The 24,845-nt window shown below is 69.4% G+C and carries 20 protein-coding genes; 18 read left to right on the top strand and 2 right to left on the bottom strand.

The annotated features are described in order from the left end of the window. Nucleotides 1-4: 4 nt before the first annotated feature. Nucleotides 5-1,030, bottom strand: a complete 1,026-nt coding sequence (locus ABN034_RS02090; RefSeq protein WP_349327947.1) for an AAA family ATPase — start codon at nucleotides 1,028-1,030, stop codon at nucleotides 5-7. Nucleotides 1,031-1,569: 539 nt separating this feature from the next. Between ABN034_RS02090 and mraZ the strand changes: the two genes are divergently transcribed. The 18 genes from mraZ (at nucleotide 1,570) to ABN034_RS02000 (ending at nucleotide 21,387) form a co-directional block, all read left to right on the top strand. Then, nucleotides 1,570-2,010 (top strand): division/cell wall cluster transcriptional repressor MraZ, encoded by a 441-nt coding sequence (mraZ, locus tag ABN034_RS02085; RefSeq protein WP_349327948.1) that lies wholly within the window; start codon nucleotides 1,570-1,572, stop codon nucleotides 2,008-2,010. Between the two features lie 275 nt (nucleotides 2,011-2,285). Continuing rightward, nucleotides 2,286-2,435 (top strand): hypothetical protein, encoded by a 150-nt coding sequence (locus tag ABN034_RS02080; protein WP_349689252.1) that lies wholly within the window; start codon nucleotides 2,286-2,288, stop codon nucleotides 2,433-2,435. 13 nt (nucleotides 2,436-2,448) lie between these two features. Further along, nucleotides 2,449-3,444 carry a 16S rRNA (cytosine(1402)-N(4))-methyltransferase RsmH gene (gene rsmH, locus ABN034_RS02075; protein WP_349689251.1) on the top strand — a complete coding sequence of 332 codons (996 nt, stop codon included), beginning with the start codon at nucleotides 2,449-2,451 and terminating at the stop codon, nucleotides 3,442-3,444. An 85-nt stretch (nucleotides 3,445-3,529) separates the two neighbouring features. Next, nucleotides 3,530-4,069, top strand: a complete 540-nt coding sequence (gene ftsL / locus ABN034_RS02070; protein ID WP_349689250.1) for a cell division protein FtsL — start codon at nucleotides 3,530-3,532, stop codon at nucleotides 4,067-4,069. Between the two features lie 464 nt (nucleotides 4,070-4,533). Continuing rightward, the gene (locus ABN034_RS02065) at nucleotides 4,534-6,318 is read left to right on the top strand and encodes a peptidoglycan D,D-transpeptidase FtsI family protein (protein ID WP_349689249.1); all 1,785 of its coding nucleotides are present in this window, start codon (nucleotides 4,534-4,536) and stop codon (nucleotides 6,316-6,318) included. Between the two features lie 184 nt (nucleotides 6,319-6,502). Next, nucleotides 6,503-8,137 (top strand): UDP-N-acetylmuramoyl-L-alanyl-D-glutamate--2,6-diaminopimelate ligase, encoded by a 1,635-nt coding sequence (locus tag ABN034_RS02060; protein WP_349689248.1) that lies wholly within the window; start codon nucleotides 6,503-6,505, stop codon nucleotides 8,135-8,137. A gap of 5 nt (nucleotides 8,138-8,142) precedes the next feature. Then, entirely contained in the window at nucleotides 8,143-9,540 is a 1,398-nt protein-coding gene (locus ABN034_RS02055) for a UDP-N-acetylmuramoyl-tripeptide--D-alanyl-D-alanine ligase (RefSeq protein ID WP_349689583.1), read from the top strand. Beyond that, nucleotides 9,537-10,616: a phospho-N-acetylmuramoyl-pentapeptide-transferase gene (gene mraY, locus ABN034_RS02050; protein WP_349327954.1), complete on the top strand. Its 1,080-nt coding sequence runs from the start codon at nucleotides 9,537-9,539 to the stop codon at nucleotides 10,614-10,616. Before ABN034_RS02055 ends, mraY begins: the two co-directional genes overlap by 4 nt. Continuing rightward, complete coding sequence (murD, locus tag ABN034_RS02045; RefSeq protein ID WP_349689247.1) at nucleotides 10,613-12,142, top strand: UDP-N-acetylmuramoyl-L-alanine--D-glutamate ligase; 1,530 nt, start codon at nucleotides 10,613-10,615, stop codon at nucleotides 12,140-12,142. The genes mraY and murD overlap by 4 nt, the downstream gene beginning before the upstream one ends. 71 nt (nucleotides 12,143-12,213) lie before the next feature. After that, a complete protein-coding gene (ftsW, locus tag ABN034_RS02040) occupies nucleotides 12,214-13,602 on the top strand; it encodes a putative lipid II flippase FtsW (RefSeq protein WP_349689246.1) in 1,389 nt (462 codons plus the stop codon). A gap of 4 nt (nucleotides 13,603-13,606) precedes the next feature. Next, nucleotides 13,607-14,719, top strand: coding sequence for an undecaprenyldiphospho-muramoylpentapeptide beta-N-acetylglucosaminyltransferase (gene murG, locus ABN034_RS02035; protein WP_349689245.1), 1,113 nt, complete (start codon nucleotides 13,607-13,609; stop codon nucleotides 14,717-14,719). Next, entirely contained in the window at nucleotides 14,716-16,155 is a 1,440-nt protein-coding gene (murC, locus tag ABN034_RS02030) for a UDP-N-acetylmuramate--L-alanine ligase (protein WP_349689244.1), read from the top strand. Before murG ends, murC begins: the two co-directional genes overlap by 4 nt. Beyond that, entirely contained in the window at nucleotides 16,152-16,964 is an 813-nt protein-coding gene (locus ABN034_RS02025; RefSeq protein WP_349689243.1) for a cell division protein FtsQ/DivIB, read from the top strand. The genes murC and ABN034_RS02025 overlap by 4 nt, the downstream gene beginning before the upstream one ends. Before the next feature lie 180 nt (nucleotides 16,965-17,144). Then, a complete protein-coding gene (gene ftsZ / locus ABN034_RS02020; protein WP_349689242.1) occupies nucleotides 17,145-18,638 on the top strand; it encodes a cell division protein FtsZ in 1,494 nt (497 codons plus the stop codon). Nucleotides 18,639-18,725: 87 nt separating this feature from the next. Next, nucleotides 18,726-19,448, top strand: coding sequence for a YggS family pyridoxal phosphate-dependent enzyme (locus tag ABN034_RS02015; RefSeq protein WP_349689582.1), 723 nt, complete (start codon nucleotides 18,726-18,728; stop codon nucleotides 19,446-19,448). Between the two features lie 104 nt (nucleotides 19,449-19,552). Then, the gene (locus ABN034_RS02010; RefSeq protein WP_349327961.1) at nucleotides 19,553-20,047 is read left to right on the top strand and encodes a cell division protein SepF; all 495 of its coding nucleotides are present in this window, start codon (nucleotides 19,553-19,555) and stop codon (nucleotides 20,045-20,047) included. Nucleotides 20,048-20,174: 127 nt separating this feature from the next. Further along, nucleotides 20,175-20,465, top strand: coding sequence for a YggT family protein (locus ABN034_RS02005; protein WP_349327962.1), 291 nt, complete (start codon nucleotides 20,175-20,177; stop codon nucleotides 20,463-20,465). Nucleotides 20,466-20,568: 103 nt separating this feature from the next. After that, complete coding sequence (locus ABN034_RS02000) at nucleotides 20,569-21,387, top strand: DivIVA domain-containing protein (RefSeq protein ID WP_349689241.1); 819 nt, start codon at nucleotides 20,569-20,571, stop codon at nucleotides 21,385-21,387. 162 nt (nucleotides 21,388-21,549) lie between these two features. Here ABN034_RS02000 and ileS read toward each other — a convergent pair whose 3' ends face one another. Further along, nucleotides 21,550-24,813 (bottom strand): isoleucine--tRNA ligase, encoded by a 3,264-nt coding sequence (gene ileS / locus ABN034_RS01995; protein WP_502878956.1) that lies wholly within the window; start codon nucleotides 24,811-24,813, stop codon nucleotides 21,550-21,552. Nucleotides 24,814-24,845 lie beyond the last annotated feature (32 nt).

Raw genomic sequence — 24,845 nt, 5'->3', positions numbered from 1 at the left:
GGGCTCACCGGGCGCGGCGCTGGGGGTCGGGTACCGGCACGGTACGGACGAGGTCGGAGACGACCTGTTCTGCCGTACGACGCGCGATCTGGGCCTCGGCGGCAGGCAGCAGCCGGTGGGCCAGGACGGGGATGGCGAGAGTCTGGATATCGTCCGGCAGGACGTACTCGCGGTCGTCGAGCGCGGCCGCGGCCCTGGCCGCCCGGATCAGGTGCAGCGTCGCGCGCGGCGACGCGCCGAGTCGGAGATCAGGGGAGTGCCGGGTGGCGGTCACGAGGGCGATGGCGTACTGCTTCACCGCCTCCGCGACGTAGACCCCCTGCACGATGTCGATGAGCTTGGCGATCTCGCGGGCGTCGGTGACGGGTTCGAGATCGTCGAGCGGCGAGTTGGCGCCGTGGGCGTCGAGCATTTCCAACTCCGCCTGCGCGCTCGGGTAGCCCATCGAGACCCGGGCCATGAACCTGTCCCGCTGTGCCTCCGGCAGGGGATAGGTGCCTTCCATCTCGATCGGGTTCTGCGTCGCGATGACCATGAACGGCAGTTCGAGGTGGTACGTCGTGCCGTCGACGGTGACCTGGGCCTCTTCCATGCACTCGAGCAGGGCCGACTGCGTCTTGGGCGAGGCACGGTTGATCTCGTCGCCGACCACGATGTTGGCGAAGATGCCACCGGGCCGGAACTCGAAGTCGTGGTTCTCCTGGTTGTAGACCGACACGCCCGTGACGTCGCTCGGCAACAGGTCGGGAGTGAACTGGATCCGCCGGACGCTGCAGTCGATCGAGCGCGCGAGCGCCTTCGACAGCATCGTCTTTCCGACGCCAGGGACGTCTTCGATGAGCAGATGACCTTCGGCGAGCAGGACCGTGAGCGCGACCTTGACGACGTCTGGTTTGCCCTCGATCACGCTTTCGACGGCTTCCCTCACCCGGCTGGCGGTCTGGGCGAGATAGGGAAAGTCGGCCGCGGGGGCCCAGCGTCTTTCGGTCGGTCGCTTCGTCGGCTCAATGATCGGGCCGGTCGACACCATGGCCTCCCTTAACCGGCAGTGCCGCGACAAACGGCTATTGGTCCGAGTCTCTCAGGTTCGAGCGGTCTGCGGGGTGGTGGTTCGCCGAGTTGTCGCCAACCCTGACCGCGCGTCCGCCCGCGTGAACGCCCGGCCCCGGTCTATCCAGAGCACTGCAAAACGGCCCGCGCCCAACCTGCGCCGGATTCGTGCTGTCTGGCGCGACTGTGCCGGCTTGACCTCTTCGTTCGAACCGTACGTCTTCGATCTCGGTTTGTGTTCATCAGGGGGGCCACATTCGGCAGGGAGGTTTCTCCTGTCCCAGTGGATACGTCCGGTCGGACCAAGTTGTTCACCGCCGGTTGATTGTTCCGGCACGCCGGCCGGCATGCCCCCTCCATCGCCCTCCCTTTCGCACCACCCCTTCTGACCTGCGCCTTCGCGACGCAAACAGTGGCGCAGCCGGTGCGGCGCGCGTCAAGGATGGTTGACGGTGGAGGGAAGTGGGGTAAAGTGGCGGCCAGTGGTGGAGAGCGGCACCTGGTGAGCATCTGGGGGAGGTGGCGGCCACGTTTCTCGGCACCCACACCCCTCGGCTCGACGAGAAGGGCCGGCTTTTCCTCCCAGCAAAATTCCGGGAAGAGCTGGCGGAGGGGCTTGTGGTCACTCGTGGGCAGGAACGTTGCCTCTACGTCTGGCCGACCCCGGAGTTCGCCCGGTTGACCGACCAGATGCGGCAGGCACCAGTCACCAACAAGGCCGCACGTGACTACCTGCGGATGTTGTTCGCCGGTGCATCGGATGAGAAGCCCGACAAGCAGGGGCGGGTCACCATCCCGCCGATGCTTCGCGAGTACGCCGGACTGACCCGCGAGTGTGTGGTCATCGGCGCCATGAACCGGGTGGAGATCTGGGATGCCGAGGCATGGGCGCGCTACTCCACCGAGCAGGAACAGACCTTCTCCGACCTGAGTGAGGAGGTGCTCCCGGGGATTCTCTGAGCCGGCGCACGAGCGTTACCAGCCGGCGACACCTGAGACCCACCACTAACGACATTCGCAGATACGAGACCCACCGGTTACTCGTGCGGCGAGGTCTCCAGCCCGCTCCCTGCGCATTCTGACGCACCTTCCCCGGCGCCAGACGGCGGCTTCCCCGGGCGAGCGGGCGGGGACCTGGCCGCACGGCCATCGAAAGTGCAACACAAGGGGGCGACGTGAACCCATCCGGTCACGCGCGACGCGAGCGAGCCGACGCCGTAGTAGGTCTCGCGGACATGGCGACACTGCCAGACCTTCACCGGTCCGCCGACGACGTCTCCGTCCGCGCCGCCGTCCGGGCACGTGCCACGGTGATCGCGTTCTCCCTCGGGGCGTCCATCGCGACGACTGCCGTACTCGCCACCATGCTGGGCCTTGCCCGTTGAGGTGGCGGACCAGATGAACGCATGCGCCGACCACCCCGTCCACGTGCCCGTCCTGGCCGACCGCGTGGTTGAGCTGCTCGCGCCGGTCCTTGGCCGGCCGGGAGGCGGCGTTGTCGTCGACACGACACTCGGCCTCGGTGGACACGCGGAGCTACTGCTGCGGGAGTTTCCCGACGCGCGCCTCATCGGACTCGACCGTGACCCGCATGCTCTCGACGCGGCGAGGGAGCGGCTGGACGAGTTCGGTGAGCGCTCCACTTTGCTCCACGCGGTCTACGACGAGATCCCCGACGTGCTCGACCAGCTCGGTCTCACCGAGGTCGACGCCGTGCTCTTCGACCTCGGTGTGTCCTCACTCCAGCTCGACGACCCGAGCCGTGGCTTCGCCTACAGCCGCGACGTCACCCTCGACATGCGGATGGACCCCACCCGGGGCATCACTGCGGCCGAGGTTCTCAACACCTACCCGGTAACCGACCTCACCAGGATCCTGCGCGACTACGGCGAGGAACGGTTCGCCCGGCGGATCGCCGAGCGGATCGTGCGCGAGCGGGCCAATACACCCTTCACGACCAGTGCCGGACTCGTCGACCTCATCCGGGGGGCAATCCCGGCCGCGAAACGTCAGGTCGGAGGCCACCCGGCCAAGCGCACCTTCCAGGCGCTGCGGATCGAGGTCAACGGCGAGCTCGCGGTGCTCCAGCGTGCCCTGCCGGCGGCGGTGGACGCGGTGGCGGTGGGCGGGCGGGTGGTGGTCCTTGCGTACCACTCGCTCGAGGACCGGCTGGTCAAGCAGACGTTCGCGGCGCTCGCCCGGCCGGACGTACCTGACGGGTTCCCGGTTGTGCCACCCGGACACGAGGCCGTTCTCCGGCTCCTGACCCGCGGCGCCGACAAGGCGTCGGACGAGGAGATCACTGCCAATCCGCGCGCCACCTCCGCACGGTTACGCGCGGTCGAACGCATCCGGGCAGGGCGGAAGTCGAGCGACAGAGGGGGCACAGCATGAGCGCGAGGAGCCCCCGCGGAGGTACGCCGAGGTACGAGGTGTGCCGGAGTGAGGCACCGCAGCGGTCATGCAAAGGGGGCACAGCATGAGCCTCATCGAGAGCCTCGCACGGCCATGGCGCGAACCCGACCAGCCGGAACGCCAGCTACGGGTCGTACCGGCGCGGGCTGAGGCCCCTGCCCGAGCGCCCTTCGTCCTCCTGGTTGTCGCCATTCTGGGCGTCGGGCTTGTCGGTCTGCTGCTCCTCAACACGTCTTTGCAGCGGGGGTCGTTCGCCATCCACGACCTCAAGCGCCAGACGTCGATGCTCGCCGAACGCGAGGAGGATCTCGACCAGCGGGTTGCTCGCCTCAAGGCACCGGAGAACCTCGCCGGTCGAGCGCAGCGGATGGGCATGGTCCCCAACGCCAATCCCGTGTTCCTGCGCCTGTCCGACGGTGCGGTGCTCGGTGAGGCCGTACCGGCAGAGGCACGGGTGAAGCCCAGACCCAAGCCGAAGCCATCGTCGACGCCGGCCGGAGCGACCGCAGGTTCCCCGGCCCGGCCGACCGCCACGCCCGGTCAGACACCCGTACAGACACCGCAGGTCAGCCCAACGCCGCCGACGCCCGGAGGGAACACATGACCGGCCGTCCATCACGCCCACGCGACCGAGAGCGCCGCGAGGCACCACGTTCGCGCGGCGGCAACTCTCGTCAGTCGACCGCCGTGCCTCGCAAGACCGCGGTGCCTCGCAAGACCGCGGTGCCTCGCAAGACCGCGGTGCCCCGCAAGACCGCGGTGCCCCGCAAGACCGCGGTGGCGCAGCGGAGGGTGTCGCCCGCCAAGAAGGCGATACCGCAGAAGAGGGGGGTGCCCCGCGACAAGGCGGTGCCAGAGAAGGTGTCGACCGGCAAGAAAGCAGCGGCCCAGAAGAGAGTGGTAGCCCAGAAGAAGTCTGCGTCCCCAAAGCGGTCAGTGCCACTGAAGAAGGCCGTACCGGCACGGCCGCCAGCCAACCGGGCGAAGCCAACCCATCGCGCTGCCACGCGTCAGACGACGGTACGCCACCAGGCCGCCCCCCGGACGCGGAGGAGCGAGCCGACTGCCGTGAGGGCGCGGAGAGCGGCGGGACGACCGGGCAGCGGTAGGTCGTTCAAGCTCGGCACGGCGAGCCGGCGCCTCCGGGTGGGGTTTCTCATCGTCGCCTTCGTGATGTCGGTCTTCGCCGGCCGCCTGCTCCAACTGCAGGGGGTGGAAGCGGCTTCGTTCGCCCATGCCGCGGTGAAGGAACGCCTGCAGGAGGTCACTCTCCGCGCCACCAGGGGGGACCTGTCCGACGTCAACGGCGTCCCGTTGGCGACCACAGTGGACACGGTGGCGGTCACCGCGGACCCGAAGATGACGCGTCCCGGTGCGGTCCAGATCGCTGAGACCCTCGCGCCCATCCTGAAGGTTCCCGCCGAGGAGCTGCTGCCCAAGCTCCGCAAGGCGGACAGCAGGTTCGTCTACCTTGCCCGCAACGTACCCGCCGATCGGTGGAACCGGGCCAGGAAGGCGCTCGATGCCGGCGATCTGATCGGCGTCTTCAACCAGCCGGATCCCCTCCGCAGCTATCCCTCGGGGCCCGTTGCCGCCAATCTCGTCGGGTTCGTCGGCGGTGAAGGACGCGGTCTCGCCGGGCTCGAGTACGCTCTCGACGACAAGCTGCGGGGCAAGGACGGTCTGATGGTCTACGAGGGGGGCTCCGGAGGCCAGCAGATCCCCCTCGCCCCCAGCGTCCAGCAGGACCCGGTGCCCGGTGCCAACGTCTCGTTGACGATCGACCGGGACGTCCAGTGGGTCGCCCAGAAGGCCATCGCCGGCCAGGTGAAGGCCACGGGCGCCCGCAGCGGCGATGCGGTGGTGCTCGACGTCAAGACGGGCCAGATCGTGGCCATGGCGACGGCACCGACGTACGACCCGAACCATCCGACCAGCAGTCCCGCGGACGACCGGGTGAACCGTCCCTTGCAGGAGGTGTACGAACCCGGGAGCGTGGCGAAGGTCCTCACGACGGCCGCCCTGATCGACGCCGGTTACGTCACGCCCGAGACGAAGATCTCGGTGCCGGGTGCACTCCTTCGCAACGGGCACCAGATCCACGACTACTGGGGACACGGGACGATCCCGTTGACGATGACGGGCGCGTTGGCGAAGTCGAGCAACCTCGGGACCATCCTGGCCGCCGAACGCATGCCGAAGGCGGAGCACGCGAGCTACCTGCGCAGGTTCGGGCTCGGCCAACCCACCGGCATCGGGCTGGCCGGTGAGGCCAAAGGTTCGCTGGCGAAGCCGGAGTCGTGGAGTGACCTGCAACGCGCGACAGTCGCGTTCGGTCAGGGCATGTCGGTCAACGCCGTCCAGATGGCGTCCGCGATCGGCACCGTCGCCAACGGCGGGGTGCGGGTCGAGCCGAACCTGGTCCGGGGCCGGGTGGACGAGGAAGGCCAGCTGCGCCGCCCGGCGCCCGCACCGAAGCGGTCCCGCGTGATCAGCGAGGCGACGGCATCGAGCGTCGCCGCGATGATGGAGCAGGTGGTCGATGGCGAGGAGGCGCTGGCCACGAAGGCGCAGATCCCGGGCTACCGCGTCGCCGGCAAGACCGGCACGTCGCAGCGCGTCGACGCCGCCTGCGGGTGCTATCGCGGCTACACGGCGTCATTCGCCGGGTTCGCTCCGGCTGACCAGCCGCGCTATGTCGTCTATGTCGTTGTCCAGGATCCGAAGCGTGGCGGCAATAGCGGAAGTGGCCTCGCGGCCCCCGTCTTCCGCGACATCATGGCCTTCACCCTCCAGAAGTACGGCGTTCCGCCCACGGGGACGACCACGCCCGCCATGCCACTCACCTGGTAGCGCGGGCGCGGCCGGTCTCGGAGCGTGAGCGCGGTACTGTCCTGCGGTCGAGGGCACGCCCCAGACCGTCCGGCCAGGGGCAGGCACGACCGCGAGGTGTCGACCTCGGGACAGACAGCGGGTCGCAGAAACCAGACAAACGAGCGGTCCGAGGAGCACCTGAGTCGCGGAGGGAGGAGAGGCTGTGGCCGTCCCCGCCACCCGATCGGCGACGCCGCGACCGGCGGACCCACCTCGGCGGAGGCTGGCCGAGCTTCGTGCACTCGTTTCGGCTCAGCCGGAACCGCGGTCACCCGTTGGTCATGACGGCGCTGAGGAGGAGCTCGCAGGAGTCGTGGTGACAGGTGTGACCCAGGACTCCCGGGCTGTCGTGGGCGGTGATCTCTACGTCGCGCGTCCGGGAGGATCCACCCACGGTGCCGCCTACGCACAACAGGCGGCCGCGGCCGGCGCGGCCGCCGTCCTCACCGACCCCACGGGTCTGGAGCGCTGCCGGGCCGCCGGGCTGCCGACCCTGGTCGTGTCCGATCCACAGGGCGTGCTCGGGGCGGTCTCGGCGTGGGTCTACGGCTATCCCGCACGCGATCTCACCGTTCTGGGTGTCACGGGAACCAACGGCAAGACCACGACGGCGTTCCTCCTCGACGCGGCCCTTCGACACGTGGGCCGTCGTACCGGCCAGCTCGGCACGGTCGGTACGCGGATCGGCGACGAGACCCTCCCGAGCGTACGTACGACACCGGAGGCACCGGACCTGCAGGCCATTCTCGCCGTCATGCGCGAGCGTGGTGTCAGTCACGTCTCGATGGAGGTGTCGAGCCACGCGCTGACCTACGGCCGGGTGGACGGTCTGGTCTTCGACGTCGCCGGCTTCACGAACCTCAGCCAGGACCACCTGGAACTGCACGGCGACATGGAGGCGTACTTCGCGGCGAAGGCGGCGCTGTTCGGCCCGGATCGCAGCCGCCGCGGTGTGATCAACCTCGACGACACCTACGGCGCACGCCTTGCCGTGCTGGCGAGGGAGCGGGGACTGGACATCGTGACGTACTCCGCTGCCGGCGCTCCAGCCGCCGACTGGCGGGCCGCCGAGGTGAGCGGCTCACCCGACGGCCTGTCCCACTTCGTCCTGCACGGTCCGGACGGCGGGCCCTGGCCGGTGACGCTCGGCCTGCCTGGGACGTTCAACGTCGCCAACGCCGTCCTGGCCACCGCGATGCTGGCGGGCGCGGGCATGGGCCCGGAGACATTCCTGCCCGCGTTGGCGACCGCCAGCCTTCCGGGTCGAATGGAGCGCGTGTCCGACCCCGGCGCGGCGTTCGCGGCGATCGTCGACTACGCCCACACGCCCGACGCCATCGCGATCGTCCTGTCGTCCGTCCGCGGCTGGACGAAGGGCAGAGTGATCGGCGTGTTCGGCTGCGGGGGAGATCGCGACCACGCGAAGCGACCGCTCATGGGCGAGGCCGCCGCCCGGCACGCTGACCTCGCCGTTCTCACCGACGACAACCCGCGCTCGGAGGATCCGGAGGCCATCCGGGCGGCCGCTCTCCGCGGGGCCTACGGCGTCCCTGCGTCCCTCCGTGGCGAGGTCGTCGAGATCGGCGACAGACGGCAGGCGATCGAGTGGGCGATCGGCGCCGCACGCCCGGGCGATACCGTGCTGATCCTCGGCAAAGGACACGAGCAGGGCCAGGAGTTCGGTGGGGTAGTACATCCCTTTGACGACCGACTCGTGGTCCAGGAGGTTCTTCGACAGATGTCCGACACGATCGGCACCGCCCGCGCGGATGCCCGGAAGAAGGGTGCGGAGCGGTGATCCGGATGACTCTCGCCGAGATCGCCGAGGCGGTGGGTGGCGAACTCCGCGACGCCTCGCCGGACGCGGTCGTGACGGGACCTGTCGTCGCCGACTCGCGCCAGGCGGCCCCAGGTGCGCTCTTCGTCGCCGACGGTCCCGGCCACCAGTTCGCCGAGGAGGCCGTACGCAGGGGAGCGGTCGCGGTGCTCGCGAGTGAGCCGTTGCCCGCCGTTCCGTCGATCCTCGCGCCGACCGCGCCCGACCACGACGTGGACGCCTCGGTCGTGGCACTCGGTCGGCTCGCGGCATTCGTGGTGGGTCGGCTGGTGGACACGACCATCGTCGCCGTCACCGGGTCACAGGGAAAGACGTCGACGAAGGACCTCCTCGGGCAGGTGCTGGCGGGCGCCGGACCCACGGTGACGCCGCAGGGGTCGCTCAACGACGAGTTAGGAATGCCCCTCACCGTGTTGCAGGCTGACGAGGAGACGCGGTACCTCGTCCTGGAGATGGGCGCCCGCGGGATCGGCCACATCCGGTACCTCACCCAGATCGCTCCGCCGGACATCTCGGTCGTGCTCAACGTCGGGCTCGCCCATGTCGGGAAGTTCGGCAGCCGGGAGGCGACGGCGATCGCGAAGGGTGAGCTGGTGGAGGCCCTGCTCGACGACGGCCTCGCCATCCTGAACTCCGACGACCCACTGGTCCGGGCGATGTCCGACCGCTCCAAGGCGCCGTCGGTCCTCTTCGGCCTGGCCGACGACGCCGCGGTCCGTGCGGCGAAGGTCTGGCTCGACGGCGGTCGTCCGGTCTTCGAGCTGGTGAGCCCGCACGGAGCCACAGAGGTACGCCTGAGGCTGGTCGGCCGCCACCACGTCTCCAACGCACTGGCCGCCGCGGCCGTTGGGCTCGCCATCGGCATGGACCTGCAGACGGTCGCAGAACGCCTCTCGGCGGCGGTCCCGCTGGCCCGCTGGCGGATGGAGATCGGCGAGCGCGCTGACGGGGTCACCGTCCTCAACGACGCTTACAACGCCAACCCCGACTCGATGCGGGCAGCGCTGCAGACCCTGCCCGAACTCGCGGGCGGCCGCCGGTCGTTCGCGGTGCTGGGCGAGATGTTGGAGCTGGGCGAGGCCTCGGCGCAGGAGCACGAGGCGGTCGGCCGCCTCGCGGCTGAGCTCGGCGTGTCACGTCTGGTGGTCGTGGGGGAGGGCGCCAGACCGATCGAGCGGGGCGCGAGGGCGGCGGGTTTTCGCCACTCGACCTTCGTCCGTGACGCCGCGCAGGCGTTGAAGTTGTTACGCAAGGACCTGCGGAGCGGCGACGTGGTACTGGTGAAGTCGTCCCGCGACGCCGGACTGCGCTATCTGGGTGATGCCATTCGACAGGGGGCCGAGACACTGGAGGGCCAGGCGTGAAGGCGATCCTGCTTGCCGGGGGAGTCTCCTTACTGATCGCGCTGTTGGGCACACCGGTCGGGATCCGGATGCTCGCGGCCCGTGGCTACGGCCAGATAATCCGCGACGACGGCCCGACCTCGCACCACACCAAGCGGGGTACGCCCACGATGGGCGGCATCGTCATCATCGTGGCGACCGTGCTGGGCTACGCGGCGGCACACGTCTACTCGTGGCGGCTGCCCTCGGCGTCCGGTGCGCTGGTCCTGCTGCTCATGGTGGGCCTGGGGCTCGTCGGGTTCCTCGACGACTTTCTCAAGGTCTCCAAGCAGCGCAGCCTCGGCCTGCGCGCCAAGACCAAGCTGGCTGGCCAGACCTCGGTCGCGGTTGTCTTCGCGATCCTCGCGCTGCAGTTCCCCGACGACCGGGACGTCACGCCCGGCTCGCCGTTCATCTCGTTCATCCGCGACATCGACTGGTTGCAGCTCGGCTCGGTGGTCTTCGTCCTCTGGGTGCTGCTGATGATCGCCGCGACGTCCAACGGCGTGAACCTCTCCGACGGTCTCGACGGCCTTGCCACCGGGTCCTCGGTGCTGGTGTTCGCCGCGTACACCCTGATCTGTGTCTGGCAGTTCAACCAGGCCTGCTTCGAGGAGCCGGGCACCAAGTGCTACGAGGTCCGGGATCCGTACGACCTCGCCGTCGTGGCGTTCGCGGTTGCTGCCGCGTGCTTCGGATTCCTGTGGTGGAACGCCTCCCCGGCCAAGATCTTCCTGGGTGACACAGGTGCGCTGGCCCTCGGCGGCGGCATCGCCGGGTTCGCGATCATGACCCGTACCGAGCTGCTGCTCATCCTCATCGGTGGGCTGTTCCTCATCGAGACGGCCTCGGTCATGCTCCAGACCGGCTTCTTCAAGTTCACCCGGTGGAAGACGGGTACGCCCCGCCGGCTCTTCCGGATGGCGCCGATCCACCACCACTTCGAGCTCAAGGGCTGGAACGAAGTCACGATCGTGATCCGCTTCTGGATCATCTGCGGCATCTGCGTGGCCGGCGCGATCGGGATCTTCTACGCCGAATGGGTGGCGGGCACATGACGGCATCGCACGACGGGCAGACCACGGGACCGACCGCCGGGCAGACGACTGGGCGCACTGCCGGGCAGGTCAACGGCCACCACCGGCTGGGTTGGCTGGACGGCGCGGACCGGCACTCGCCCTGGCCGTCGGTCACCGTCCTGGTGACGGGCATCGGCGTGTCCGGGTACTCGGCCGCAGCCGGCCTGCTCGGCGTGGGCGCACGGGTCGTCGTCGTCGACGACCGCGCGGGCGACGCCGAACGCGAGAAGGCGACGATCCTTTCGACCCTCGGCGCCGACGTACGCCTGGGCCCGGGCTCCTCGGCCACGCTCCCTGACGACGCTGACCTGGTGGTGACCTCGCCGGGCTGGCTTCCTGGTGCGCCCCTGCTCGTGGCGGCGGGGGAGCGTGGGCTGCCGATCCTGGGCGAGGTGGACCTCGCGCTCCGGCTGCGCGATCCCGCGACCGCCGCGCCCTGGCTCGCCCTCACCGGTACCAACGGGAAGACCACCACGGTCGGCATGCTGGCGGCGATCCTGCGGGCAGCGGGACTGCGGGCGGAGGCGGTCGGCAACATCGGTGCGCCGGTCGTCGACGCCGTGCTCGACCCCGAGCCGTACGACGTCCTCGCCGTCGAGCTGTCCAGCTTCCAGCTGCACTGGGCGCGGCCCCTGCGTCCCCGGGCGGCGGCGGTTCTCAACGTCGCCCCTGACCACCTGGACTGGCACGGTTCGATGGACGCCTACGCCGGGGACAAGGGCAAGATCTTCACCGGCTGCGAGATCGCGTGCGTCTACAACGTCGCCGACCCTGTCACCGAGGAACTGGTCCGCGCGGCCGACGTGGTGGAGGGGGCCCGGGCGGTCGGGTTCACGGCCGGTGTCCCGGGGGTCGGCATGCTCGGTGTCGTCGACGGTGTGCTCGCCGACCGGGCGTTCGTCGCCGAACGACAGACCTCCGCGGCGGAACTGTGTGCCGTCAGCGATCTACCGTCACAGGCGCCGCACAACATCGCCAACGCCCTCGCCGCCGCGGCCCTCGCCCGGGCACACGGCGTGCCCCCGGCCGCAGTCCGGGCAGGTCTCACGGGTTTCGTTCTCGAGCCGCACCGGATCCAGCGGGTGGGGGAGCGTGACGGCGTGGTCTACGTCGACGACTCCAAGGCCACCAACGCCCATGCGGCGCTCGCCTCGCTCCTGGCGTACGACTCTGTGGTCTGGGTCGCCGGAGGCCTCGCCAAGGGTCAGGATTTCGGCGACCTCGTACACGCCGTCAAGGATCGGTTGCGCGGCGTGGTCCTGCTCGGTCGCGACCGGGAACTCATCGCGTCCGCGATTGCGCGACACGCACCGGATGTCCCCGTCATCGAAGTCGCCGACAGCGACACTGAGGTGATGGATCGGGCCGTGGGGGCCGCGGGCCGGCTCGCCCAGCCAGGTGACACCGTGCTGCTCGCACCTGGCTGCGCATCCTTCGACCTCTTCACCAGTTACAGCGCTCGAGGTGATGCGTTCGCGGCGTCGGTGCGAGGGCACCGGGGCTGATCCCCACGGCGTGACCTGAGACCAGCCGACCGGAGGGGACGACGACGCGTGTTCACACAGACGGTACGCGCGTGACGAGCGCCACCAACGACCGCCGGACTGTCGCAGGGGACGGCCACGCGCGCCAGACCGGTTCGCGCTTGACCGCAGGGCGCGGTCGCCTGTCCCGTTGGCGTTGGTCCCGCGACGACGAGTCCGGTTGGCTCGCCGAGATCCGGCGCTCGCTCGACCGTCCGCTGACGTCGTACCACCTCGTCATCGGCGTCAGTGGGCTGCTGCTCGCCCTCGGGCTTGTCATGGTCCTCTCGGCGTCGAGCGTCTACGCGTTGTCGGTCTACGGCGACTCCTACGCCCTGGCGGCGCGGCAGTTCATCTGGGTGGCAGCCGGGTTGCCCATGGCGTTCGTGGCGTCCCGCCTGCCACCGCGGGTGCTGCGCGCCATGGTCTATCCCGCGCTGATCGTGTCGATCGTCCTGCTCGCGCTCACGCTCACGCCGCTCGGGGTCTCGGTCAACGGCAACCGCAACTGGCTGTCGTTCGGTGGCCCGTTCCTTCTCCAGCCCAGTGAGGCGGCCAAGCTGGCGCTCGTCCTGTGGGGTGCCGACCTGTTCGCCCGCAAGGAGAAACTCCTCAGCGAGTGGAAACACCTGGTCATCCCGTTCGTCCCTGTCTGCGGCGTTGTTCTCGCACTGGTCCTCGCCCAGCGCGACCTCGGCACGTCGCTGGTGCTGTTCTCGCTGGTGCTCGTCATGCTGTTCGTGGTCGGGACGCCGATGCGGTTCTTCGGGATTGCCGTGGCCGGCGTCGGGCTGGTCGTCACCTATCTCGTGGTGACGCGGGAGCACCGGCGTGAGCGGCTCACGACGTTCCTGGATCCGTTCGCCGACTATCGCGACACCGGCTGGCAGGCCGCGCACTCGCTCTTCGCACTCGGCACAGGCGGCTGGTGGGGGGTGGGAATCGGTAACAGTAGGGAGAAATGGGGACGACTGCCCGAAGCCCACACGGACTTCATCTATGCGGTGATCGGTGAGGAACTCGGCCTTGCCGGCACGATCATCGTGCTCGGCCTCTTCCTGACACTGGCCTTCGTCGGCGTCCGGATAGCCCTGCGCGCGGACGACACCTTCACCAGGCTCGCCACGGCCGGAATCATCGGCTGGCTGACCGCCCAGGCACTCGTCAACATGGGTGCGGTCCTGGTGCTCCTGCCAATCGCGGGTATCCCGTTGCCGCTCGTGTCATACGGTGGGTCCGCGATGCTTCCGACTCTGTTCGCGATCGGGCTCCTTGTGTCGTTCGCGCGGAACGAGCCGGCAGCCAGGGCGGCGCTGGCCGACCGGCGGAAGTCCCGTGCCGCCGCGAAGGCGGCGGCCGGGACGAAGGCGGCGGCCGGGACGAAGGTGATGTCCCGGGCGAAGGTGGCATCAGACAAGAAGGCTCGCACGACGAAAGGGTGAGCTCGTGCACATCGTTCTCGCCGGTGGCGGCAGTGCCGGCCACATCAGTCCGGCACTCGCGCTGGCGGCCGCACTCCGCCGCGCTGATCCCGATGTGGGTCTCACCTTCCTCGGTACGGAGGAGGGCCTGGAGGCGCGGCTGATCCCTGCCGCCGGGCACGAACTCGCTGTGATTCCCCGGGTGCCGCTCCCGCGGGAGTTGACGCCGCGACTCCTCACGGTCCCCGGCCGACTCGCCGGTGCCGTGCGCGCCGCCGCCGGTGTGATCTCGCGGGTGGACGCGGACGTCGTGGTCGGGCTGGGCGGCTACGTCGCCATGCCGGCCTATCTCGCGGCCCGCCGGCTGCGCAAACCGGTCGTGGTCCACGAACAGAACGCCCGACCCGGCATAGCCAACCGATTCGCCGCCCGGTTCGTCACCTCTCATGTGGCTGTGAGCTTTCCGGGGACGCCGCTTCGCCATGCGGCGTTCGTGGGCCTGCCCGTCCGGCGGGAGATCACGACGCTGGACCGGTCTGCGCTCCGGGCGGAGGCGAGGGCGGCGTTCGGCCTCGATCCCGACCGGCCGACCCTGCTCGTGACGGGCGGATCCCAGGGCGCCGTACGCCTGAACCAGGCCGTGGCCGGGGCCGCGGCGACTCTGGCCGCGGCGGGGGTACAGGTGCTGCATGCGACTGGTGCCGGACACGACATCCGTCCGGAAAGCCCGGCCGGGAGCCCGCCCTACGTCGTGGTGCCCTACATCGAACGGATGGAACTGGCCTATGCTGCCGCGGACGCGGTGATCTCCCGGGCTGGAGCCAACACGGTGACCGAGCTCGCGGTGGTCGGGCTGCCCGCCGTCTTCGTGCCTTACCCGGTCGGCAACGGCGAACAGCGGTTCAACGCCCAACCTGTCGTCGACGCCGGAGGCGCGGTACTCGTCGACGACGCGGACCTCACCCCCGAATGGGTGGGCCAGCACGTCGCCGGTCTTGTCACCGACGCGGGCCGGCTGGCCGCGATGGCCAAGGTCGCGCACGACCTGGTGCCAGCGGACGCCGACGACCGGTTGGCCGAGCTGGTCCGCTCGGTTGCCACCAGCACGCACGGGAACGCCGGAAAGGAAGGCCTGTGATCGTTCCACCACCACCGGAGCTGGTACCGGCGGAGAAGCTGGGTCACGTTCATTTCGTGGGGATCGGTGGCGCCGGATTGTCGGGCATCGCCCGCATCATGCTCGCCCGCGGCATGACGGTGAGTGGCAGCGACGCCAAGGACTCCCGCGCGCTCACCGCCCTTCGCGCCCTCGGCGCGACCTGTTTCGTCGGGCATGACCCCGCCCAGGTCGAGGGTGCCGACACGCTGGTGATCTCGACGGCCATAAAGGAGAACAACCCCGAGGTCGTCGAAGCGCGACGGCGTGGGCTGCTGCTCTATTCGCGGGCGGCGGCGCTGTCGGCGGTGATGGACGGACGCCGGGTCGCCGCGGTGTCGGGTGCCCACGGCAAGACGACCACGTCGTCGATGCTTGCGGTGGCGCTCCAGCACTGCGGCGCTGACCCGTCGTTCGCGATCGGTGGCAACTTCAACGACACGGGGACCAACGCCCACGACGGCACCGGGGACATCTTCGTGGTGGAGGCCGACGAGTCCGACCGGGCGTTTCTGCAGTACTCACCCGAGGTCGCGGTCATCACCAACGTCGATCCCGACCATCTCGACATGTACGAGACGCCGGACGACTACCACCAGGCGTTCGACCAGTTCGTCGAGTGCATCGTGCCGGGTGGGTTCCTGGTCGCGTGCGTGGACGATCCGGGCGCCCGCCGGGTGGCGGAGGCCGCACGGGCCCGTGGCGTCGACGTCCGCACCTACGGCGAGGCCACCGACGCCGACGTCCGCATCGACAACGTGGCCGTACGCCCGCTCGGTTCGACGTTCGAGCTCGTCGTCCACGGCCGCCGCCAGGGCACGATCGACGTCCACGTCGCCGGCCGGCACCACACCTGGAACGCTGCTGCCGCCTACGCCGCCGGGCTCGGCCTGGGTTTCCCGTCGAGTGACCTCCGGGAGGGCCTGTCGAGCTACGCGGGAACGCGGCGCCGGTTCGAGTACAAGGGCACGGCGGGAGGCGTGCGGGTCTACGACGACTACGGCCACCATCCGACCGAGATGCTCGTCAACCTTCGCGCTGCCCGTGGCGCCGCCGGTGAGGGACGGGTGATCGTGTGCTTCCGGCCGTTGCGGCACACGCGGACGCAGTTCTTCTTCCGGGAGCTGGGTGAGGCACTCGGCCTCGCCGACGAGGTCATCGTGATGGACCCGACCGGTGACGATCCGATCCCCGGCATCACTGGCGCGTTGATCATCCCGCACATCCCGCTGCCGCCCGAGCGGATCGTCTACGAACGCTCGTGGTCGGCGGCTCCCATCCGGGTGGCCGAGCGCGTGCGGTCGGGCGATCTGGTGCTGACCCTCGGAGCGCCTGACGTGGCGCTCATCGGGCCCGAGGTACTGGAACTCGTCGGTGAGCGACTCGAGGAAGAAAGCGAGCCAGGCGCAGCCCGATGACCGTGCCGCCCCGGCCCACGAGATCCAGAACGACGGCGCGGACGCCGCCCGCGGGCGCGGCGGCGAGCGTGTCCGCGTCGTCGGCCCGCAAGTTCGCCCGCCGGCAGTGGTCGCGCCGGTTGCTGCGTCTCAGTCCGGCACTGGTCCTGGCGTCCGTCGTGGTCCTGGCCGGGCTTGCCGTCTGGGCGTTCGGCTTCTCGACGCTGTTCGACGCACGGACCGTCGTGGTCGGTGGCTTGACTCCGGCCTCGGGGCTTTCCAGGGCTGAGGTCCTGTCGTCCGCCGCCGTTCCTTTGGGGCGGCCTTTGGCGCGCATCGACCTCGACGCCGTACGCAAGCGGGTCGCGGCCCTACCGGCGGTCAAGGGGGCGTCAGTCGAGCGTTCCTGGCCGCACGAGGTCCGGATCGAGGCCACCTGCCGGACGCCGGTCGCGGTGTGGCGTGACGGCAGCGTTGCCCGGGTCGTCGACGCCGAGGGCGTAGCCTTCCGCACCGCCGAAGGGATGCGGACGAGGTTCGTGACGATCGAGACGGCTGCCAGGGAGTCGGATCCGGAGCGGGTGGCTGGCCTCAGGCAGGCCGGGGCACAGGTGGCAGCAGCGCTTCCGGCGGAACTGCGCCGAAGGGTCGAGACGGTACGGGTGAGGACCGTCGACTCGGTGACCCTTCACCTCGACCGGGGCGTCACCGTGATGTGGGGGAGCGCCGACGACTCCCGTAGCAAAGCGCGGGTCCTCGCGGCCCTTCTGAAGCAGCGTGCGAAGGTCTATGACGTCAGTGTTCCGGGCTTTCCGACAACGAGAACCTGACTCGGAGACCACACCCCGGCGAGGCGCGTGGCCGTCATGCCGGCGTGTTGCGTTGAATAGCTTCCGAGGCGTTGCGTACCTTGCTGCTCAAGGCGAGGTTGACATAACTATAACCCTGAACTAGAGGGTGAGGGTTATAGGGCGACCCGATCTAGAGATGTCTATTGAGAGGCGAGCGTCGTGGCGGCACCGCAGAACTACCTCGCGGTCATCAAGGTCGTCGGTATCGGCGGCGGAGGTGTCAACGCGGTCAACCGGATGATCGAGGTCGGCCTCAAGGGCGTCGAGTTCATCGCGATCAACACCGACGCGCAGGCGCTCCTGATGAGCGATGCCGACGTCAAGCTCGACATCGGTCGAGAACTCACCCGAGGGCTAGGCGCCGGCGCCAACCCCGACGTGGGAAGCAAGGCCGCCGAGGACCACTCCGAGGACATCGAGGAGGTACTCAAGGGTGCCGACATGGTGTTCGTCACCGCCGGCGAAGGTGGCGGCACCGGCACCGGCGGTGCACCCGTGGTCGCGCGGATCGCGCGGTCGCTCGGGGCGTTGACGATCGGCGTGGTCACGAGGCCGTTCGCCTTCGAGGGCAAGAAACGCGCCACCCAGGCCGAGGAGGGCATCAACGCCCTCCGCGACGAGGTCGACACTCTGATCGTGATCCCCAACGACCGGTTGCTCTCGATCAGCGACCGCCAGGTCAGCGTGCTCGACGCGTTCAAGCAGGCCGACCAGGTGCTGCTCCAAGGTGTCTCCGGCATCACCGACCTCATCACCACGCCGGGCCTGATCAACCTCGACTTCGCCGACGTCAAGAGCGTGATGTCCAACGCCGGCTCGGCGCTCATGGGCATCGGTTCCGCACGCGGTGAGAACCGCTCTGTCGCAGCCGCGGAGATGGCGATCTCCAGCCCGTTGCTCGAGGCCTCGATCGACGGTGCACATGGCGTGCTGCTGTCCATCGCGGGTGGCTCCGACCTCGGCCTGTTCGAGATCAACGAAGCCGCCCAGCTCGTCTCCCAAGCCGCGCACGCCGAGTCCAACATCATCTTCGGTGCCGTCATCGACGATGGTCTCGGCGACGAGGTCCGCGTCACGGTGATCGCGGCGGGCTTCGACGGTGGGATGCCGCGGCGACGTGGCGCCCAGCAGGCCGGAGCCGTCGGGCAGGGGAGCGGGTCGGGCGGGAGGCCCGGACCGATGGCCTTGCCGGGCGGACCGGCCTACGGCCAACCCCGTCGGCCCGGCGAGCCCGCACGGCCGGAGCCAAGCCCGCTGTCCAACGGCGGAGGCGAGCGTCCGCCGACTGGCTCGTCGTCGAGCGGCTACGCCGGACGGCCCGGCAGCGGCGGCACTCCGGCGGCGCCCGGTCCGGTGGCCAGCCGGCCAGGACAGCCGCGTGCTGACGAGCAGACTTCCGCCGGGACACCGGCACAGGCGCCGTCGCCGCGGAGCGACCTCGCGGCGCAGACCCAGGAACTCCGCCAGCGCCTACTGGGCAACAGCCAGCAGTCCCGCCCGGCCGGAAGCAATGACCAGGCGACCCGTGACGGCGGTCCTCAGCAGACTGACTCGCCCGCGGCGAGCAAACCGTTCACCCCGACGACGGCCCGTCCACCGCGCCGCCCGGTCACTGACGACGATGACCTCGACATCCCCGACTTCCTCAAGTAGCGGATGACTCACCGCGGGCCGAGACCCCAGCCCGTCACCGCCCCCGGCCATGGCGGCCGGCCGGCAGAGGACGTCCGGCGCACGCAGATCGCGACAGGTCTACAAGACGTCCGAGACAGGATCGTGAACGCCTGCGCACAGTGTGGTCGGGATCCGGCGGAGGTCACGCTCGTCGCGGTCACCAAGACCTTTCCGGCTTCGGACGTACGCCTGCTCGCCGAACTCGGCGTCCGCGACATCGGCGAGAGTCGGGACCAGGAGGCACGGAACAAGGCCGCCGCCTGCGCCGATCTGGATCTGACCTGGCACTTCGTCGGCCAACTGCAGACCAACAAGGCGCGCTCGGTCGTCACGTACGCCACGGTCGTCCAATCGGTCGATCGGCCCGAGTTGGTGCGGGCTCTCGATCGCGCTGTCCAGCGGCACCGTGAGCCGGGGCACGATCAGTCGGTCGAGCCGGGTGTGGGTGGTGTGGACCAGCCGCTCCGGTGCCTGGTGCAGGTACGCCTGGACGACCGCCCCGGGCGCGGTGGCGCCGATCCCGCCGAGGTCTCCGACCTGGCCGACCAGATCGCCGGTTCGCCGTTACTCCGGCTCGGCGGGGTGATGGCCGTGGCACCGCTGGACGGCGACCCCGCACCGGCGTTCGCGCGGCTTGCCGAGGTGGCGGCGAACGTCCGGGCGCGACACGCCGACGCGACCTGGATCTCGGCCGGAATGAGCGACGACCTGGAGCAAGCGGTCGCCGCCGGCGCGACACACGTACGTGTTGGGCGCGGGTTACTAGGTGTGCGGCCCTCCAACAGGTAGCGTCGGCGCGGACGGAGCCTCGTGATGAGGCTGGATCCTCTGCACGTGGGGCACCAGCACAGGTTCGTCCCGTCGAAGCTGAAACGCAGAAGGCGAGAGGTCAGATGGCCGGCGCGATGCGCAAAGTCGCGGTGTATCTCGGTCTCGTTGAGGACCAGGGCCGCTACGACGACGAGTACGACCCTGCCTATGAGGGCGACTACGACACAGAAGAGCGGGAGTCCCACGCGGGCGAGTCGCAGTCCGTGCACGACGAACGCCCGGGCAATGTCGCGGCCTTCCCCGACCGGCGGCGGGTACAGGTAGCGCCGGAGGTTCCGGCGTCGCGGATCACCACACTCCATCCGCGCACCTACAACGACGCGCGTCTCATCGGCGAGCACTTCCGTGACGGCACCCCGGTGATCATGAACCTGACCGGCATGGACGACTCCGACGCCAAGCGGTTGGTCGACTTCGCCGCCGGGCTCATCTTCGGACTCCACGGCAGCATCGAACGCGTCACCGCCAAGGTCTTCCTGCTCTCGCCCGCCAACGTCAAAGTCCGGGCCGAGGACAAGGAGCGGATCGCCGAGGCCGGGTTCTTCAACCAGAGCTAGCGCGGCAGTTGTCTGCCGATGCGAGCGTGCGCCGACCGGTCGCCGAACGGTTTCCCACCCGGTCGGGCCTGCCTCGAATCGGAGATAGGGTCGACAGTTCACCGATGGGCGACCCCGAGGAGCGCACGTGCAGATCGTCGGCCAGCTGATCTACGTGATCCTGTGGATCTTTCTGGTGTTCTTGTTTGTCCGGTTGGTGGTCGACTGGGTGCAGTTCTTCGCCCGGTCCTGGGAGCCGAGCGGCATCCTCCTGGTGGCGCTCGAGGGCGTCTACACCGTCACCGATCCACCACTGAAGGCGCTACGCCGCGTAATCCCTCCGCTGAGGTTGGGCGGCTTTGCCTTGGATCTGTCCTTCCTGCTCCTGATCGTCATCATTTACGTACTTCAGGCGCTTGTACTCACGGTGACGAACTGAACGAAATACCGTCCTTTGTGGAGCCCCCTCGGTCTTTGCCACTCAAACCGGGTACGGTTGCTCCGAACCACATTGTCAAGTCCTGCGAGCCTGAGGTGAGGTCATGCCGTTGACACCCGAGGACGTGCGCAATAAGCGCTTCACGCCCGTCCGCTTGCGGGAGGGCTACGACATGGGCGAGGTCGATCAGTTCCTCGACGAGGTCGAGTCGGAACTGGAGCGGCTGAACCACGAGAACGAGGACCTGCGCCAGAAGCTGGCTGCGGCCCAGCGGGGTGAGGGTGCGCCCTACGCGAAGCAGCCCGTCCCCGAGCAGCACGAGCCGGTGCATCCGCAGGTGCGGCAGCAGCCGGCGGCCGGTCCGCAGAGCGTCGCCGAGGCGTCCACCGCCGCGGCCCGTCTGTTGGAGATCGCCACGCAGAACGCCGACCAGCTCGTGGCCGAGAGCAAGGAGCAGGCCAACCGGATCCTCTCCGACGCCCGGGCCCGTTCCGAGCGGCTGGAGAACGAGGCGCGTGGCCTGGCCAGCCGGCTGGAGTCCGAGGCGCGGGCGAAGTCGGAGCAGTTGGAGCGCGAGACCAACGAGAAGCGCAACCAGCTGTTCGGCCAGCTCGACAAGGAGAAGACGCGGCTGCAGCGCGAGGTCGACGAGCTCCGTACCTACGAGCGCCAGTACCGCAGCCGGCTCAAGGCCTACTTCGAGAGCCAGTTGCGTCTGCTCGCCGGTCAGGGCAGCGTCGAGAACGGCGTGTCACCGCCGTCCGACGCCAACGGGCCGCGGTCGATCAACTCGCACAAGCCGGCAGCGATGGCGGCCGGTGGCGAACGCATGGAGCGCGGCGAGCGGGTCGCCTCCGGAGGTGGCGGCGGTACACCGCGCCTCAACGCACTGCTCGAGGACGACGACGAGTCCTCGCTCTAAGAGATCAAGAGAAGGCCCGGGACGTCTCAGGCGTCCCGGGCCTTCTCGTCTGCTCGAACCGTGGGGAATGACCACGTATGCGTGATCATTCCCCACGATGCACGGCGAGTCGGCCGCGCATCGTGGGCAAATGGCACGTATCGTCAGGCCGTTTCCGCGGCCTCAGGCTCGGCGGAACCAGAACGACAGGCCGAGGTTCTCCGCTTCACCAGCCGCGAGGTCCTCGTCGGCCTCCGCAGGCTTACCTTCACCGATCTGGCCGGCGAGCACCTCGTCGGCGATGAACGCCTCGTGCTCGCGCAACGCGGCCGCCGTCTCGGGATCCGAGGCGGACCAGGTGAGGGCGATCCGGTCACTCACCTGCAGCCCGGCGTTCTTCCGCGCCTCCTGCAGCAGGCGGACGATCTCGCGGGCGGTACCGGCCCGGCGTAGCTCGTCGGTAACCGTGAGGTCGAGGGCGACGGTCTCGCCGTAGGCGTTGGCGACGGCCCAGCCTTCCCTCGGGCGTTCTGAGGTGAGCACCTCGGACGGATCCAGCCGCACCTGCTCGCCATCGACGTCGACGTAGGCATGGTCCTGGTCACGCAGCTGCGCGACCAGCCGAACGGGGTCCGCGGAGCTCACCGCCGCGGCGATCCGCGGTGTGTCCTTGCCGAACCGCTTGCCGAGTGCGCGGAAGTTCGGCTTGATGGCGTAGTCCACGAGGTCGCCGGCCATGTCGGAGAGCCCTTGCAGGTCGAGCACGTTGAGCTCCTCGGCCACCTCCCGACGCAGCGACTCCGGCAGGGTCGTCCATCCGGTGGCGCCGACGAGTGCCCGGCGAAGGGGTTGCCGGGTCCGGACCTTCGCCTCGGCTCGGGCGGCCCGCCCGAGTTCGACGACCCGGCGGGCGAGGGTGACGTGGCCGGCGAGCTCGTCGTCGATCGCGGCCTCGTCGGCGGCCGGCCACTCCGCGAGGTGCACCGACTCCGGCGCGTCCGGGGTGACCGGTCGGACGAGGCGCTGCCAGACGTGTTCGGTGACGAACGGGGTGAGAGGCGCCAGGAGGCGGGTGAGCAGCTCCAACGACTCGTGCAGGGTGGCGAACGCCGCCGGGTCGCCGGACCAGAACCGCCGTCGTGACCTGCGTACGTACCAGTTCGACACGTCGTCGACGAACGCGGCCAGGAGCTGGCCGATCCGCTGGGTGTCGAAGTGGTCGAAGGCGGCGCTGACATCCCGGACCAGTCGATGGGTCTCCGAGCGCAGCCAGCGGTCGAGCACGGCGTTGCTGCCCGCATCCGCGCCGGTGGTCGTGTCGGTGGGAGCCCAGCCAGCGAGACGGGCGTAGAGGGTGTGGAACGCGACCGAGTTCCAGTACGTGAGGATGACCTTGCGGACGACCTCCTGGATCGTCGCGTCACCCACCCGCCGCGCCGACCACGGTGAGCCCGAGCAGGCCATGAACCACCGCACCGCGTCGGCTCCGTGCCGCTCGATCAACGGGATCGGCTCGAGGACGTTGCCGAGATGTTTGCTCATCTTCCGGCCGTCCTCGGCGAGGATGAGGCCGAGACAGACGACGTTCTCGTACGACGAACGGCCGAAGACCAGTGAACCCACCGCCATCAGCGAGTAGAACCAGCCGCGGGTCTGGTCGACGGCCTCGCAGATGAACTGCGCGGGGTAGGCCTGCGCGAATTTCTCCCGCGAACCCTCGGTGTAGGGGTAGCCCCACTGGGCGAACGGCATCGCTCCCGAGTCGTACCACGCGTCGATGACTTCCTTGACCCGCTCGGCGGTCGCGTCACAGGAGGCGCCGTCCACACTCGCCGGGCAGGCGAAGGTGACCTCGTCGACGAACGGTCTGTGCGGGTCCAGGTCGGACAGGTCCCGCCCCGCCAGCTCACCCAGCTCCGCGAGTGAGCCCACGCAGGTGTGGTGTTCGTCGGGGCAGGTCCAGATCGGCAGCGGAGTGCCCCAGTAGCGGTTCCGGGACAGCGCCCAGTCGACGTTGTTTCGCAGCCATTCGCCGTAGCGGCCGTGCTTGATGGTGTCGGGGTACCAGTTCGTGCCTTCGTTCTCGGCGAGCAGTTCGTCCTGGATCGCGGTCGTACGGATGAACCACGACGGGAGGGCGTAGTAGAGCAGCGGCGTGTGGCATCGCCAGCAGTGCGGGTAGCTGTGTTCGTAGGTCTCGCCGCGGAACAGGACGCCGCGGGCGTCGAGGTCGGCGACCAGGGCCGGGTCGGCGGCCTTGAAGAACTCCCCGCCGACGAGTGCGAGGTCGGGCTCGAAGGTGCCGTCGGGGCGGACCGGGTTGACGACGGGCAGGCCGTACGCCTTGGCCACGCGGTAGTCGTCCTCACCGAACGCCGGCGCCTGGTGGACGAGCCCGGTGCCGTCCTCGGTGGTGACGTACGGGTCGACCACGACGTACGCGGTGTCGGGCACCGCACCGTCGGCGCCGGCCGGGAACGACACGAGCGCGAACGGCCGGCGATAGGTCCAGCGCTCCATGTCCTCGCCACGGAACCGGGCCGTGACCTCCCACCCCTCACCAAGGACCGGCAGGAGTCCTTCGGCGACGACCAGCGTCTCGTCGCCGTCCGTCGCCGCTACGTAGTCGACGTCGGGGTGGACCGCGACCGCGGTGTTGGACACGAGCGTCCACGGTGTCGTGGTCCAGACGAGAAGTGCCGCGCCCGGCTTGTCGTCGGTGCCTGCCAGCGGGCCGGACGTGAGGGGCATCCGGACGTAGACCGACGGGTCGGCCACGGTCTGGTAGACGTCGGGCTGGCCGAGCTCGTGGTCGGACAGGGCCGTGCCGCAACGGGGACAGTAGGGGCTGATGCGGTAGTCGCGGACCAGCAGGCCCTTGTCGAAGATCTGCTTGAGGGACCACCAGACGCTCTCGACGTACGCCGGGTTCATCGTCCAGTACGCCTGGGACATGTCGACCCAGTAGCCCATGCGTTCGGTCAGTTCGGTGAAGGCACCCACGTAGCGTTCGACAGAGGCCCGGCAGGCGGCGTTGAACTCGGCTATGCCGTAGTCCTCGATCTGCTGCTTGCCCGAGATGCCCAGCTCCTTCTCCGTCGCGACCTCGACGGGCAGGCCGTGGCAGTCCCAGCCCGCCCGGCGTTCGACGTGCCGGCCACGCATGGTCTGGAAGCGTGGGAACAGGTCCTTGAAGACGCGGGCTTCCACGTGGTGGGCGCCGGGCATGCCGTTGGCGGTCGGCGGGCCCTCGTAGAAGGTCCACGGAGGCGCACCTTCGGTCCGCTCGAGCGACTTGTCGAAGATGCCCCGCTCGTGCCAGAACGTGAGGATCTCGTGATCAAGTGTGGGCAGGTCGACCTGCGGCTCGACGGCACGGTAGGCGCGGGAATCGCCCGGGTTGTCGTGATTGGTCACCGGTACTCCGGTCTTGGGGTGGGTCCACATTCGGCCCGCCATCTTAGAACTCCGATGCCGGT

Origin of the sequence: Actinopolymorpha sp. B11F2, from assembly GCF_040195635.1 — a bacterium.
Lineage (GTDB): Bacteria > Actinomycetota > Actinomycetes > Propionibacteriales > Actinopolymorphaceae > Thermasporomyces.
This window is presented reverse-complemented; position numbering and strand designations above follow the sequence as displayed.